Below are 12,994 nucleotides of genomic sequence, written 5' to 3' on the forward strand. Positions count from 1 at the left end.
GATGGTGATGCCGATCTATGACGACGCGCCGCTGCGTTATTTGCGCCGGCCGATCGTAACCTGGACGCTGATCGCCATTAACGTGGTCGTATTCCTCCTCGTGCAGAGCGAGCTTTTCGGCGATCCGCTGACGATCATCCGAGGCTTCGCGATTATTCCCCGCGTGCTCTTTGGCGAAGCAGAGCTCGCCGACTGGATCGTCGGACCGCCGCCGGCGCTGACGCTCGTCACCGCGCTTTTCTTTCACTCCTCTCTGCTCCACCTCGGCTCGAACATGCTGTTCCTTTACGTCTTCGGCGACAATGTCGAAGACGCGATGGGTTCGCTTCACTTTCTGTTGTTTTATCTTTCCTGCGGCATTGCTTCCGGCGTGTTCTATATTTACGCCACGCCGCATTCGATCATGCCGCTTGTCGGCGCGTCCGGCGCGATCTCCGGAGTCTGCGCGGCCTTTCTGCTGCTCTATCCGCGCGTAACGGTCGCCGGAATTTTTCCGCCGCTTTCGCTGGCGCTCGCGCCGATCTGGCTCGGCGCCTGGCTTTCCGGGACGCGCCTCAAATCGGTCCTTGGGCTGCGCGCGCCGCTGTTCTCTTTTGTCGCCTCGGGCTGGGTTTTCGTCGGGGCCTGGATTTTGATGCAGCTCATCAACGCCTCTATGGGCGAGGGCGGCGCGATTGCCTGGATGGCGCATGTCGGCGGCATTGCCGCGGGTCTCGTGCTGACGCCGATCTTCAAGCGCCGCCGTCACAGGCTTTTTGACCGTGGCGGCCCGCTCACGCCCGCGCCAAGCGCGCAAGACGCGGGCGAGGATTCGCCCTGATTGCGCGGTTTGGCCACGATCGCTTGGTTTGACTCGCGGGCGCGCCCCCGCTACCAGACCGCGCAACGGCTTTAGCCGACGTGGAGCGCGCGCAGGCGGCGCTCCCAACCGTCTCGCCAAAGGGTCAAGGGAGACCAAGGGGTCGCGCGATGAAGATTCTCGTGCCCGTCAAACGGGTCGTCGATTATAACGTCAAAATCAGAGTCAAGGCGGATGGTTCGGGCGTCGATCTCGCCAACGTAAAAATGTCGATGAATCCCTTCGACGAAATCGCCGTCGAAGAGGCGCTGCGCTTAAAGGAAGCCGGCAAGGCGACGGAAGTGGTGCTGGTCACGATCGGCCCCGCCAAGGCGGAAGAGACCTTGCGCACCGGCCTCGCCATGGGCGCCGACCGGGGCATTCTGGTGAAGACCGACGAGACCGTCGAGCCGCTCGCCGTCGCCAAGATTCTCGCCAAAGTCGTCGCGGAAGAAAAGCCTCAGCTCGTCATCATGGGCAAACAGGCGATTGACGACGACTGCAATCAGACGGGCCAGATGCTTGCCGCGCTGCTCGGCTGGGGTCAGGGCACCTTCGCCTCGAAGGTCGAAATGGCCGCCGGCGCCGTCGATGTGACGCGCGAGATTGACGGCGGCCTGCAAACCGTCAGCCTGAAACTGCCGGCAGTCGTCACTACGGATTTGCGTTTGAACGAGCCGCGTTACGCCTCGCTCCCCAACATCATCAAGGCGAAGAAGAAAGAAGTTGCCGTAAAATCGCCCGCTGACTACGGCGTCGACGTCTCGCCCCGCCTTGAAGTTTTAAAGACCGCCGAGCCTGCGAAGCGCAAGGCGGGCGTCAAGGTCGGCTCGGTCGTCGAACTGGTTGGCAAGCTCAAGGAAGCGGGAGTGCTTTGAGATGACGATTCTGCTTCTCGCCGAAACTAGCGGTAATGCGCTTGCGCCAGCGACCGCAAAGGCGCTCGCCGCCGCCAAGGAGATCGGCGGCCCCATCCATGTTCTCGTCGTCGGGCCCGGATTGAAGAGCGCCGCAGAGCAGGCGGCGAAACTCGCCGGCGTCGACAAGGTTCTCTATGCCGAAGACGCTTCGCTCGATCATGTTCTGGCCGAGACCGTCGCTGCGCTGATCGTCTCGCTCGCCGGCGCCTATGACGTGATTATCGCGCCGTCGACCTCGGCGACGAAAAACGTGATGCCGCGCGTCGCTGCGCTGCTCGACGTCATGCAGGTATCTGACATCATCAAAGTCGTGTCTGCCGACACATTCGAGCGGCCGATTTACGCCGGCAACGCGATCCAGACTGTTCGGGCGAAGGATGCAAAGAAAGTGATCACCGTGCGCACGACCGCCTTTGCGGCTGCGCCCGAGGGCGGATCGGCGCCCATCGAGGCGATCGCCGCGCCGGCCAACCCAGGCGTTTCCGCCTTCAAGAGTGAAGAGCTGGCGAAGTCCGAGCGTCCCGAGCTCACCTCGGCGCGGGTCATTCTCTCCGGCGGGCGTGCGCTTGGCTCGGCGGAAAATTTCCAGAAAGTGCTCGACCCCGTCGCGACGCGGCTCAACGCCGCGATCGGCGCGTCCCGCGCCGCGGTCGACGCCGGCTACGCCCCCAATGACTTGCAGGTCGGCCAGACCGGAAAAGCGGTGGCGCCGGACCTCTACATCGCCGCCGGAATTTCAGGCGCGATTCAGCATCTCGCGGGCATGAAGGATTCGAAGGTGATCGTCGCGATCAACAAGGACGAGGAGGCGCCAATTTTTCAGGTCGCCGACTATGGCCTTGTCGCCGACCTCTTCACCGCTTTGCCGGAGCTCGACGCGGAGTTGGCCAAGATCGGCCGCTGATGAGACAAACAGCCGCCCCTCCGGTCACGGCGGGCGCGACGGCTGCGAAATTGGCCGAGCGCTCGCTTCTAAGCGGTCCGCAGTTGCTTTTTCTTTGTTTTCCTTGCAGAGGATCGCAAGTTATATTGCACTGCGGCACGCCTCAGCGCGGCGGGCCGTTGCTGTCCCGGCGCTGGCTTGGCTGACGGTGGTCAAAACATGGGCTTCGAGATTCGCAAGATCGGCGTCATCGGCGCGGGCCAGATGGGTAAGGGGATCGCGCATGTGTGCGCGCTCGCCGGCTATGACGTCGCCCTTAACGATATTTCGCAGGAGCGCATAGACGCGAGCATGGCGGACGTCGCCGCCCAGATGCGTCGCGCCGCCGAGCGCGGCCAGCTCGACGCCGCTAAGATCGAGCCGGCGCTCGCGCGCATATCCGGTGCGCCGAAAATCGCCGATTTCGCCGATTCCGACCTCGTCATCGAGGCGGCGACCGAAGTCGAAGACGTCAAGCGAAAGATCCTCGCCGATCTCGCCAAGGTCACCAAAGCGGACGCGATCATCAGCTCCAATACCTCGTCGATCTCGATCACGCGTCTCGCGTCGGTGACCGGCCGACCCGAGCGCTTCATCGGCATTCATTTCATGAATCCGGTGCCGCGCATGCAGCTCGTCGAACTCATTCGCGGCATCGCTACGGATGACGCGACATTCGAAGACGCCAAGGCGTTCATCGCCCATCTCGGCAAGACGGTCTCCGTTTCGGAGGATTTTCCCGCCTTCATTGTCAACCGCATTCTGCTGCCGATGATCAACGAGGCGGTCTATACGCTCTACGAAGGCGTGGGTTCCGTCGAGGCGATCGACACGGCGATGAAGCTTGGCGCCAACCATCCGATGGGGCCGCTGCAGCTCGCCGATTTCATCGGGCTCGACACCTGTCTTTCGGTCATGCAGGTGCTGCATGAGGGCTTGGCGGATTCGAAATACCGCCCCTGTCCGCTGCTCGTGAAATATGTCGAAGCCGGCTGGCTTGGCAAAAAGACGCAGCGCGGCTTCTACGATTATCGCAGCGGCACGCCCGTGCCGACGCGCTAGCGCTTCAATCGGCCATCCTCACTTAGTGGCCGCCTTGACCGGCGCCGCGCGCCGCCTCGAACAGAAACCAGGTCCGCTTCTCGGTTTCGTCGACATAGACTTCGAGCAGACTGGCCGTTGCGATGTCGTCATTGTCGTCGCACAGCTTGTGTGCGTTGCGCATGGACTCGGCCATCGTCTTGTTGTCTTCGAGCAATTCGCAAAGCATGTCGTAGGGCGAAACGAAGTCTTCGTTATTATCCTTGATGCGCGACAGCTTTGAGACCTGTCCAATCGAACGCAGAGTCGGTTGACCGAGCTTACGCACCCGCTCCGCCAGCGGGTCGACCGTGGCGTAAATCTGCGTCGCCTGCTCATCCAGCAGCAGATGGTAATCGCGGAAATGCGGGCCGCTCATGTGCCAATGGAAATTCTTCGTCTTGAGATAAAGCGCCAAGGCGTCGGCGACGAGCTTGTTGACTTCCGCGGCGACCTTCATTGTCGACTGCTTCTCAAGATCGGTCGGCGTATTCAGCGCCGAACGTTCTGTGTCGGGGTGCATCTGCGTCTTTGCTTTCTGCATGTGCGGGCCTCCTTGCGCCCTGGCTCCAGGCTCAAGCTCGGGTGAGCTGCTCATTAGCTAGATCGCGCTCTTTGGCGGACCAGATGAAAAATAGAGCAGAGCGGGAGAGATTCAGCGTCGGCGGGAAGCGCTGCTCGGCTGCGCCAAGAGGTCTGGACGGCGCGCGCGGGTGAGCGCTAGGGACTGCTCATGGCGCCATTTGGCGATTTTCGCGTGATCGCCGGAAAGCAGTACGTCCGGGATGTCGCGGCCCTCGAAGTCGCGCGGGCGCGTATAGTGCGGATATTCGAGCAGTCCTGCTTCAAAACTTTCTTCAACGCCCGACGCTTCTTCGCCCATCACGCCGGGGATCAGCCGAACGCAAGCGTCGATCACCGCCAGCGCCGCGATCTCGCCGCCCGAGAGCACAAAGTCGCCAATTGAAATTTCTTCGAGCGCGCGGGCTTCGATGATGCGCTCGTCGACTCCTTCAAAACGCGCGCAAAGGATGATCACGCCAGGACCCTGCGCGAGTTCGCGCGCGCGCGCCTGCGTCAGCGGCCTGCCGCGCGGCGTCATGAAGAGGCGCGGGCGCGGATCGTCGGCTGGCGCCGCCGCGTCAATGACCGCCGCCAGCACGTCGACCCGCATCACCATGCCGGGGCCGCCGCCGGCGGGCGTGTCGTCGACGGCGCGATGGCGTCCGAGCCCGTGCTCGCGAATCTGTTTCGTCTCCAGCGCCCAGACGCCGCGTGAAAGCGCATCGCCCGAGAGCGATAAGCCCAAGGGACCCGGGAACATTTCGGGGAAGAGGGTGAGAACCGTCGCGCGGAACATGAGAGGGGTTATATGGCGCCGCGGCGACGGGCGCGAATTTGACGTTGCGCCTCCGTTGTATCGGCGTAACCTCGGCGGCGTTGCGGCGAGCCATTTTACCCAAGGGTCATTGCGATGCTGAAACCTGTTCCCCTTATGCTTGCGTCGTGCGCTTATCTTTTCCACTCGGCCGCGCTTGCAAAACCCGCAGTCCCTTGGTGCCTGAATCCTGCGCAATTCTTTTCGGAAAATCCCAGCCCGTATCGACCTCTTCCGACAATCGAACGCGATGAACGCATAGGCGCTAGCCGCCCCGGCGCGCCGGGGCCGCTTTCACTTGGGTTGGAAATGAAGCGCGCGACGCTTCGAATCGGCAATCATAAGGTTTCGGAGGTCCCATTTAACGAGCCGACTCTTGGGCGCGGCGCAAGCGCGTATCTCTTCGATCCTGGCGGGAAACAGTGCCGGATACGACCCTCAGACTTTCAGTCCGAAGCTTTCCAAACTGCATGGGGCTACGGAGGTTTTCGACTCGAGGTCCAACAAAAGGATAGGCTGGCGATGACGCAGTCGACTGCGCTCGATTACGCGAAGCCAGCAAATGATGGCGGCGGCCCTTCAACGCCCGACCCTGCAGCTTTCTTCGGTTCGCCCTGCCAAATGACCAATTCGCATACCCACGGCTTGCTCGTCTCGCCGTACAAGACGGCGACGACGCTTGGCGACAATGTTTTGCCGCTCGCGGGCAAAATGGGTGAAACGGACAAATGCGATCCGTTGTCAGGACATGACGTGGCGCACGGCGACGTGCGCACGAAGCTTCAATACGACATAAAGATTCCGTCCAAACCCGCGCCCGACCAACACGACGCGCTGGAGGACGGAAAACATCCTTCAGGCCTCTTCTGGCTTCACCCGCATATCCATGGATACAGCGCAAGTCAGCTTACGGGCGGCACAACGAGGCTCATCACGGTCGGATCGATCGGTGACTATGTCCGAGGACTTGGCGCTTATCGCGGGGCCGCAGGTCCCAACATGCGCTTTCTGATGATCAAGGACGCGCAGATCAAAAAGAGCGCCGACGGCGGCGAGATCTTCGTCGCCTCTCCCGACGCGGGTCTGTGTGAGAAGACGCCCGCTGACGGCAAGAGCTTTTGGGCCGGAGGCGAATGCAAGAACGCAGACGGAAGCACCGTTTGGGCTTTTACGATCAACGGCGTCCAGAACCCACGAATCGACGATGATCTGAAAGCAGGCGACTGGGAGCTTTGGCGCATGGCCAACGCCTCGCCGACCGTAAGTTACCATCTGTCGATCATTCCGCTGAGCGAAGCGCAGGCCTCGGGGCCGGCCGCCACGCCGCTGCATCGTCGCAAATTCTACGTTCTGGCCAAGGATGGCGCAGGCGTGAAGGATGCGGGCGCGTTGGAGAAGGAAGTGCTGCTGATGCCCGGCGCGCGTTTTGAGATTCTGATTCCGCCGTTGCCCGCAGGCCAGGAATTTGCGTTCGTCTCAGAAGGATTAGAAACTGGCGGAGACGCTTGGCCGCGCGTGATCCTCGCCACGATCCGCGGTAAGGGCGCCGGCGCTGAGTCGAGCGTGGCCGGTGAGGAAATCGGCGCCGCGCCCTATGCTTCGAGTGGGCCGGATATCAACGCGCTCACGCAGGCGGCTCCGAGTTCTATGACCTCCAAAATGGAAGCGGCGGCTCCCCTCGAAAGCGCACGTCCATGCGACAGGCTTGCAGGTCGCGAGAGGCTCATCCTTTTTGTAAAAAATCCATCTTATACGGATAGCCACGAATGGGGGCGGGGCGATCTGCTTGGATTGATTGCCGCTATTCGAGCTCCTGGCGAGACTGACGCTAAACTCGCGCACTATTTCAAACGCGGAGATCGCAGCAAGCCGATCGACGCGATGGATACCATTAGCTTTGATGATATGAGAGCGCTCTCTCGCAAGAAATATGACAAAAACGCAAGCGACAATTTCGTTCCCGCATTTAGCGGCAATCCTGTTCTCGCCGACGTTTGCGTCAACTTTGACCCGAACAACGGGCATTACGAGGATTGGGTGCTCGAAAACTGGACGAACGAAATACATAACTTTCACATGCACCAGACGCGCTTCACCGTCGCGCCAATAGAGAAAAGCGATAGTCGCTATTTCGACTTTCCTTGTCGCAAGGCTGCATATGTCGCTGACCCAGCGAGAAAAGACGACTACAGTCGGGACAAGCCCTGTTTGTTGGATGCGAAGGATACCGCGCCCCAAGTTAATTTCGGCGACGAGCTTATTTCTCAATTCTACAAAGGCCACCTCTCCACCGGCTATGATGCGCCCGGCGCGCGCGACGCCGCACATGACAGCGTGCCGGTGCCGCGAGGAACGACGGCCTGCGACGGGCATGTTTGGACGAAGCAGGAAATCGAGAACGCCACGAAAGACAAGAAAGAGGGTTGCATGCCCGGCCGCGTGACGGTGCGCGTCCGCTTCAATCGGCATCAACAGATCGGAACTTTCCCCTACCACTGCCATATACTCGAACACGAGGATCGAGGAATGATGGCGCTCATCGAAGTGCGGGATCGGCGTTAAGGGAGCCTCTATTCCTGCTCCCCTTCAACCTCCGCAGGCGGAACGACGACAACCCGCGACGCTTTGACATCGACGAGCGGCGTCGCCGCCTTGGTGAAAGGGACAAGCAGCGTTTCGCCATTGCCGGCTGGCGCAATCTCCAGCATGTCGCCTGCGCCGAAATTGCGCACGGCGACGATGACTCCGATTGTCTCGCCATCCGACGTTTCAGCGCGGAGCCCGACGAGATCGGCGATATAGAACTCGTCCTCTTCCGTCGCCGGGAGCAGTTCGCGGGGCAGGTAGAGCTCGACGCCGTTTAAGGCCTCGGCGTCGTTGCGGTCGTCCACGCCCTCGATCTTAGCGACGAGCATGTCCTTGCCCTGGTGGCGTACGGAGCGCAGCTTGAAATTGCGCGCGCCGCTCTTGTCGACAAGGCCGTCGTAGGTTGCGATCGCCAGAGGATCGCTCGTGAAGCTCTGCAGACGGATGTCGCCGCGCACCCCATGCGGCGCGCCGAAGCGGCCGAGCAGGACGAGGCTCTTCTCCTTAGCGTAGTCCATCATTCGATTTCCTCATCCTGAGGAGCTCGCGTCTCGAAGGACGAGGAAATCGCCGCGCACGCTGTCCGCCCTCGCGCTTCGAGACGGCTCCTGCGGAGCCACCTCAGCATGAGGGCGAATGAAACGTCGCGCACAGAAGACTTACGCCGCCGGCGCTTCCGCAGCGCCCGCTCCAGCGGCTTCCGCCGCCGCGGCGGCGCGCTCCTGCGCCTTCTTCTTCGGCCGCGCCTTCTGCGGATTGTTGCGCGCTTCGCGCTTCATCAGGCCGAGGCCGTCGAGCAGACGCGAGACGCGATCGGTCGGCTGAGCGCCCTTCGAGAGCCAGGCTTTCGCTTTTTCGACGTCGAGCACCAGTCGGTCCGCGGCGTCCTTTTCCTTCAAGGGATCGAAATAGCCGATCTTCTCGATGTAGCGGCCATCGCGCGGCGACCGGGAGTCGGCGATGACGACGCGATAGAAGGGACGCTTCTTGGCGCCGCCGCGGGCGAGACGAATTTTAAGCGACATGTTTTCTTTCCTGCTTTGTTAAGGTGAGTGAGAGCCGGCGATAGCCGACGGGCTATTTTTTCTTTCCGAAGGGGTTCAATCCGCTCAGCAGTCCCCCACCGAGCCCTGGCAGACTCGGTTTGCTTAAGAGATCCGGCGGCGGCGCCGCCGGAATGCCGGGAGGCCCCTTGGGCTGTTGCACGCCGAGCTTTTCCTGAAGCTTCTGCAGCTCTTCTTGCGACGGCATCTGCATGCCGGGGCCGAGGCCCATCATCTGGGCGGCCTTGCCCATCATCCCGCCGCGTTTTCCCGTGCCGAAGGATTTCATCAGATCGGCCATCTGCCGATGCTGCTTCAAAAGCTTATTGACCTCTTCGACCTTGGCGCCGGAGCCCGCGGCGATGCGCTTCTTGCGCGAGGCTTTCAGCAGGTCGGGATTGCGCCGTTCCTTGGGCGTCATCGAGAGAATAATGGCGCGCTGGCGCTTCACCATCCTGTCGTCGAAACCGGACGCGGCGATCTGATCCTTCATTTTGCCGACGCCGGGCAGCAGGCCCATGATGCCGCCTAAGCCGCCGATCTTCTCGACCTGGGCGAGCTGATCGCAGAGGTCCTGCAGATCGAACTTGCCCTTGGCCATCCGCTCGGCGGCCTTGCGGGCCTGTTCGGCGTCGATCGCCGCGGCGGCCTTTTCGACCAGCGCGACGATGTCGCCCATGCCGAGAATGCGATTGGCGATGCGCGTCGGCGAGAATTCGTCGAGCGCGTCCATCTTTTCGCCGACGCCGATAAGCTTGATCGGCTTGCCGGTGACATAGCGCATGGAGAGCGCCGCGCCGCCGCGGCCATCGCCGTCCATACGCGTCAATACAATGCCGGTCAGCCCGACCTGCTCGTCGAAATTGCTGGCGAGATTGACCGCGTCCTGTCCGGTCAGCGCATCGGCGACGAGCAGGATTTCATGCGGCTTGGCGGAGGTCTTGATCTCCGCCATCTCGGCCATCAGCGGCTCGTCGATATGCGTGCGGCCGGCGGTGTCGAGCAGCACAACGTCGAAGCCTTGCAGCCGCGCGGCCTCCATCGCCCGCTTGGCGATCTGCACCGGCGTCTGGCCGGCGACGATCGGCAGCGTGTCGACCTCGACCTGCCGGCCAAGCACGGCGAGTTGCTCTTGGGCCGCTGGGCGCTTGACGTCGAGCGAGGCCATCAGCGTGCGCTTGCCGTGACGCTCCTTCAAGCGCTTGGCGATCTTGGCGGTGGTCGTGGTTTTGCCCGCGCCTTGCAGGCCGACCATCATGATCGCGACCGGCGGCGCGGCGGCGAGATCGATCGGCTGCGCCTCCTGGCCCAGCGTCTCGATCAGCACGTCATTGACGATCTTGACGACCATCTGGCCGGGCGTGACCGATTTGATGACGCCGGCGCCGATAGCCCTATCGCGGACCTTGTCGGTGAAGGAGCGCACGACATCGAGCGCGACATCGGCCTCGAGCAGCGCGCGGCGGATTTCCCGCAGCGCCTCGTTGACGTCGGCTTCGGAGAGCGCGCCGCGCTTTGTGAGCTTGTCGAAAATGCCGGAGAGCTTGTCGGAAAGGCTCTCGAACATGGTTTTCTCCTGAGGGAGCGGACGGCGCTCCAAAGCAAAACGCGCCCGGGGGCGCATCGCGCTGCCGGGCGTTGGCCTGCCGCCTCTCGGGCGGCTCGGCGGATTTAGGGTTCTCTTTCGAGATGTGCGGGGTTTTTATGCGCGGCGGGCGCCGGAGTCAACGTCCGGCCGCTTTGGCGCTAACATGGCTGCTCTAGACTCGTCGGCTGAACGTTATGATCCTCGACGCTTTTCTCCAATCGCTTTCCGCACCCGACTGTCCAACGCTATCGCCGCCGCTGCGCGCGCTCTGGTTCGACGCCAAGGGCGATTGGAACGCGGCGCATAAATGCGTCGACGACAAATCCGATCCAGACAGCATGTGGGTCCACGCCTACCTTCATCGCAAGGAAGGCGATCTTTCGAATGCGGGCTATTGGTATGGCCGTGCCCAGCGAGAGCCCCACAAAGGCGCGCTCGAGGAAGAATGGCGCGAGATCGTCGAAGCGCTGCTTGGAACGCCGTAAGGAGAGAAGATGATCCGCGCCGCGCTTCTGGTTCTCGCCTGTCTCGTCGCCGTCCCGGCGTTCGCGGAGGAGCCCTCCAAGGAGGACCGCGCCGAGATCGACGCCTGTCTCGCGCTCGCCGCTGACAAAGCCAAGAAGGCGCCGCCGCCAAAAGACGAACTGGAAGAAGCGCCCGGCGCCGAAGCCCGTCTCGCGGCTGCCGTGGAAAAAGCGGGGCATGATCGGTCGAGCTGCATAGGCGCGCTCGCCAAGACCTGCATCCAGAAGGAAGGCAATACGTCCAACGCCGCGCTGAACGAGTGCTACAGCCGCGAGGCAGTAGTCTGGGACTTCCGTCTCAACGCCTCCTACCGCGCGGCGCTCGCCAAAATGGACAAGGACGCGGCCGATAATCTGCGCAAGACTCAGCGCGCCTGGATCGCCTGGCGCGACGCCACCTGCCGGCAGCCGGAAGTCGTGTTCAAAGGAACAATGGCCGGCCCGATGCAGGCGTGGTGCATGATGGACCTCACCGCCCGTCAGGCGTTCTGGATGGCGGGCTGGGTGGAGTGACCTCGTCGTCCCTGGCCGAAGCGCGGGAGTTGCTGCGCAGCAATTTCGGCTTTGCGGACTTTCTGCCGGGGCAGGCGGAGGTCGTCGAGGCCGTGCTCGCCGGCCGAGACGCCATCGCCATCATGCCGACGGGCTCCGGCAAATCCCTCCTCTACCAATTGCCGGCCGCCGCCCCGGGGCCCGGGCTCGTCCTCGTCTGCTCGCCGCTCATCGCGCTGATGCGCGACCAGCTTCGAACCCTCGCCGATAAGGGCCTCAGCGCCGTGGCGCTGCATTCGATGCAGGCGGATGAGGAAGCGGCGGCGTCGATCGACGCGGTCGCGTCGGGCCGGGCAAAGCTCCTCTATGCGGCGCCGGAGCGTCTCGCCCAGGAGGGAACGCAGCATTTATTGCGCAGCATTCGCATCAAACTGTTCGCCGTCGATGAGGCCCACTGCGTCTCGCATTGGGGCCATGAATTTCGCCCCGACTATCGCGCGCTCGGCGAGATTGCGCGAAAGCTCGGCGCGCCGCCGATGCTCGCGGTCACCGCGACGGCCAGCCCGCGCACGCGCGACGATATCGCCAGCACGCTGTTTTCGCGCCCGCCCGAGATCTTTCAGCGCTCCTTCGCGCGGCCGAACTTGTCGCTCGATTTTGCCCGGAAGCGCGCCGGCCTGCGGCAGATCACCGATTTTCCGCGTAAGGGCTGCGAGAAGGAAAGCGGAATCATCTATTGCAACTCGCGCAACAAGACCGACGCGCTCGCGCGCGAGCTTTCGCGGCTCGGTTTCGACGCGCTCCCCTATCACGCGGGGCTCGACGCCCATACGCGATCAGAAAGTCAGGACGCCTTCTTCACGCGCAAAAGCGCGGTGATGGTCGCGACCATCGCCTTCGGCATGGGCGTCGACAAGCCGGATGTGCGCTTCATCCTTCACGCCGATCTGCCGACCTCGGTCGAGGGCTATTATCAGGAGATCGGCCGCGCCGGCCGCGATGGCGCCCCCGCCCGCGCGCTGACGCTGTTCTCGCCTGCGGACTTGGCATTGCGCTGGCGAACCCCAGAAGAGGCGCAGGAAAATGAAGCGGCCGCCGGCGATTACTTTAGACGCCACGCGATGGCGCGCCTCGCGGCCACGCCCGGTTGTCGCTTCATGCGGCTCCTCGCCGAATTCGGCGAAGAGAGCGGACCTTGCGGTAAATGCGACCACTGCCGTGGCGGACCGCTCGCCTGGCCGCGCCGGCTTTCATCATTGGCGCTCGGCTGGCGCTCGGCGCTCACGAGCGGCGTCGCGACGCGAGGCGACATTCCGGAAGTCGAGCAAGATATTCCCCAAGTTGTGCCCGTGCCGGCTGAGGCACCGATAGAACGACGAGAGGAACCCCCGCTCACCGTTGACGAGGCGCGCCTCCTGCGCGCGCTCGAAGCCGAGCGCCTCGCCATTGCAAAAAGGCGCGGCGTGGCGCCACGCGCCGTCGCTTCCGAACAAGCGCTGCGCGCCATCGCGCGCGAGAGGCCCAAAAGCGCCGGCGATCCGCTGCTGCACGAGATCGCCGATGCGGCGGCGCTGCTGCGCGTGATCGACCAAGCGCGCTGAGCTCGGCCAGGGTATCGTTTCG

13 protein-coding genes are annotated in these 12,994 nt (G+C 62.9%); 8 read left to right on the plus strand and 5 right to left on the minus strand.

Going from position 1 to position 12,994, the window contains the following annotated elements; genetic code table 11:
• Position 1 precedes the first annotated feature (1 nt).
• From FEV16_RS09035 to FEV16_RS09050, 4 genes are all read left to right on the plus strand, one after another.
• Positions 2-820, plus strand: a complete 819-nt coding sequence (locus FEV16_RS09035) for a rhomboid family intramembrane serine protease (RefSeq protein WP_138167302.1) — start codon at positions 2-4, stop codon at positions 818-820.
• 149 nt (positions 821-969) lie between these two features.
• The gene (locus FEV16_RS09040; RefSeq protein WP_138167303.1) at positions 970-1,716 is read left to right on the plus strand and encodes an electron transfer flavoprotein subunit beta/FixA family protein; all 747 of its coding nucleotides are present in this window, start codon (positions 970-972) and stop codon (positions 1,714-1,716) included.
• A 1-nt stretch (position 1,717) separates the two neighbouring features.
• Positions 1,718-2,662: an FAD-binding protein gene (locus tag FEV16_RS09045; protein ID WP_138167304.1), complete on the plus strand. Its 945-nt coding sequence runs from the start codon at positions 1,718-1,720 to the stop codon at positions 2,660-2,662.
• 198 nt (positions 2,663-2,860) lie between these two features.
• Positions 2,861-3,742: a 3-hydroxybutyryl-CoA dehydrogenase gene (locus FEV16_RS09050; protein WP_138167305.1), complete on the plus strand. Its 882-nt coding sequence runs from the start codon at positions 2,861-2,863 to the stop codon at positions 3,740-3,742.
• 22 nt (positions 3,743-3,764) lie between these two features.
• On the opposite strand, the gene FEV16_RS09055 is transcribed toward FEV16_RS09050, so the two are convergent.
• A complete protein-coding gene (locus FEV16_RS09055) occupies positions 3,765-4,304 on the minus strand; it encodes a DNA starvation/stationary phase protection protein (RefSeq protein WP_138167306.1) in 540 nt (179 codons plus the stop codon).
• A gap of 111 nt (positions 4,305-4,415) precedes the next feature.
• Entirely contained in the window at positions 4,416-5,120 is a 705-nt protein-coding gene (gene trmD / locus FEV16_RS09060; RefSeq protein ID WP_138167307.1) for a tRNA (guanosine(37)-N1)-methyltransferase TrmD, read from the minus strand.
• A gap of 540 nt (positions 5,121-5,660) precedes the next feature.
• On the opposite strand from trmD, the gene FEV16_RS09065 reads away from it, so the two are divergent.
• The gene (locus FEV16_RS09065; protein ID WP_171015180.1) at positions 5,661-7,700 is read left to right on the plus strand and encodes a multicopper oxidase domain-containing protein; all 2,040 of its coding nucleotides are present in this window, start codon (positions 5,661-5,663) and stop codon (positions 7,698-7,700) included.
• An 8-nt stretch (positions 7,701-7,708) separates the two neighbouring features.
• Here the strand turns inward: FEV16_RS09065 and rimM are convergent, their stop codons facing one another.
• The 3 genes from rimM to ffh all read right to left on the minus strand — a co-directional run bounded on the left by rimM (position 7,709) and on the right by ffh (position 10,334).
• The gene (rimM, locus tag FEV16_RS09070) at positions 7,709-8,242 is read right to left on the minus strand and encodes a ribosome maturation factor RimM (RefSeq protein WP_138167460.1); all 534 of its coding nucleotides are present in this window, start codon (positions 8,240-8,242) and stop codon (positions 7,709-7,711) included.
• Positions 8,243-8,383: 141 nt separating this feature from the next.
• Positions 8,384-8,749 carry a 30S ribosomal protein S16 gene (gene rpsP, locus FEV16_RS09075; RefSeq protein ID WP_138167309.1) on the minus strand — a complete coding sequence of 122 codons (366 nt, stop codon included), beginning with the start codon at positions 8,747-8,749 and terminating at the stop codon, positions 8,384-8,386.
• 52 nt (positions 8,750-8,801) lie between these two features.
• On the minus strand, positions 8,802-10,334 hold the full coding sequence (gene ffh / locus FEV16_RS09080; RefSeq protein WP_138167310.1) for a signal recognition particle protein: 1,533 nt from the start codon (positions 10,332-10,334) through the stop codon (positions 8,802-8,804).
• A gap of 215 nt (positions 10,335-10,549) precedes the next feature.
• Between ffh and FEV16_RS09085 the strand changes: the two genes are divergently transcribed.
• From FEV16_RS09085 to FEV16_RS09095, 3 genes are read left to right on the plus strand one after another with little or no spacing between them, the layout of a single operon-like run.
• Positions 10,550-10,840 carry a hypothetical protein gene (locus FEV16_RS09085; protein ID WP_138167311.1) on the plus strand — a complete coding sequence of 97 codons (291 nt, stop codon included), beginning with the start codon at positions 10,550-10,552 and terminating at the stop codon, positions 10,838-10,840.
• Between the two features lie 9 nt (positions 10,841-10,849).
• A complete protein-coding gene (locus FEV16_RS09090; RefSeq protein WP_138167312.1) occupies positions 10,850-11,392 on the plus strand; it encodes a lysozyme inhibitor LprI family protein in 543 nt (180 codons plus the stop codon).
• Entirely contained in the window at positions 11,389-12,972 is a 1,584-nt protein-coding gene (locus FEV16_RS09095; protein ID WP_246657246.1) for an ATP-dependent DNA helicase RecQ, read from the plus strand. Before FEV16_RS09090 ends, FEV16_RS09095 begins: the two co-directional genes overlap by 4 nt.
• The last annotated feature ends 22 nt before the right edge of the window (positions 12,973-12,994 follow it).

The organism is Methylocystis sp. B8 (assembly GCF_005771425.1).
In the GTDB taxonomy this organism is placed as follows: domain Bacteria; phylum Pseudomonadota; class Alphaproteobacteria; order Rhizobiales; family Beijerinckiaceae; genus Methylocystis.

What these genes read in the sequence shown, in the direction of transcription:
- FEV16_RS09045 (WP_138167304.1), top strand. Translation starts at nt 1,718, where the DNA reads ATGACGATTCTGCTTCTCGCCGAAACTAGCGGTAATGCGCTTGCGCCA.
- rpsP (WP_138167309.1), bottom strand. Translation starts at nt 8,749, where the DNA reads ATGTCGCTTAAAATTCGTCTCGCCCGCGGCGGCGCCAAGAAGCGTCCC.
- FEV16_RS09085 (WP_138167311.1), top strand. Translation starts at nt 10,550, where the DNA reads ATGATCCTCGACGCTTTTCTCCAATCGCTTTCCGCACCCGACTGTCCA.
- FEV16_RS09055 (WP_138167306.1), bottom strand. Translation starts at nt 4,304, where the DNA reads ATGCAGAAAGCAAAGACGCAGATGCACCCCGACACAGAACGTTCGGCG.
- FEV16_RS09090 (WP_138167312.1), top strand. Translation starts at nt 10,850, where the DNA reads ATGATCCGCGCCGCGCTTCTGGTTCTCGCCTGTCTCGTCGCCGTCCCG.
- trmD (WP_138167307.1), bottom strand. Translation starts at nt 5,120, where the DNA reads ATGTTCCGCGCGACGGTTCTCACCCTCTTCCCCGAAATGTTCCCGGGT.
- FEV16_RS09065 (WP_171015180.1), top strand. Translation starts at nt 5,661, where the DNA reads ATGACGCAGTCGACTGCGCTCGATTACGCGAAGCCAGCAAATGATGGC.
- ffh (WP_138167310.1), bottom strand. Translation starts at nt 10,334, where the DNA reads ATGTTCGAGAGCCTTTCCGACAAGCTCTCCGGCATTTTCGACAAGCTC.
- FEV16_RS09040 (WP_138167303.1), top strand. Translation starts at nt 970, where the DNA reads ATGAAGATTCTCGTGCCCGTCAAACGGGTCGTCGATTATAACGTCAAA.
- FEV16_RS09050 (WP_138167305.1), top strand. Translation starts at nt 2,861, where the DNA reads ATGGGCTTCGAGATTCGCAAGATCGGCGTCATCGGCGCGGGCCAGATG.
- FEV16_RS09035 (WP_138167302.1), top strand. Translation starts at nt 2, where the DNA reads ATGGTGATGCCGATCTATGACGACGCGCCGCTGCGTTATTTGCGCCGG.
- rimM (WP_138167460.1), bottom strand. Translation starts at nt 8,242, where the DNA reads ATGGACTACGCTAAGGAGAAGAGCCTCGTCCTGCTCGGCCGCTTCGGC.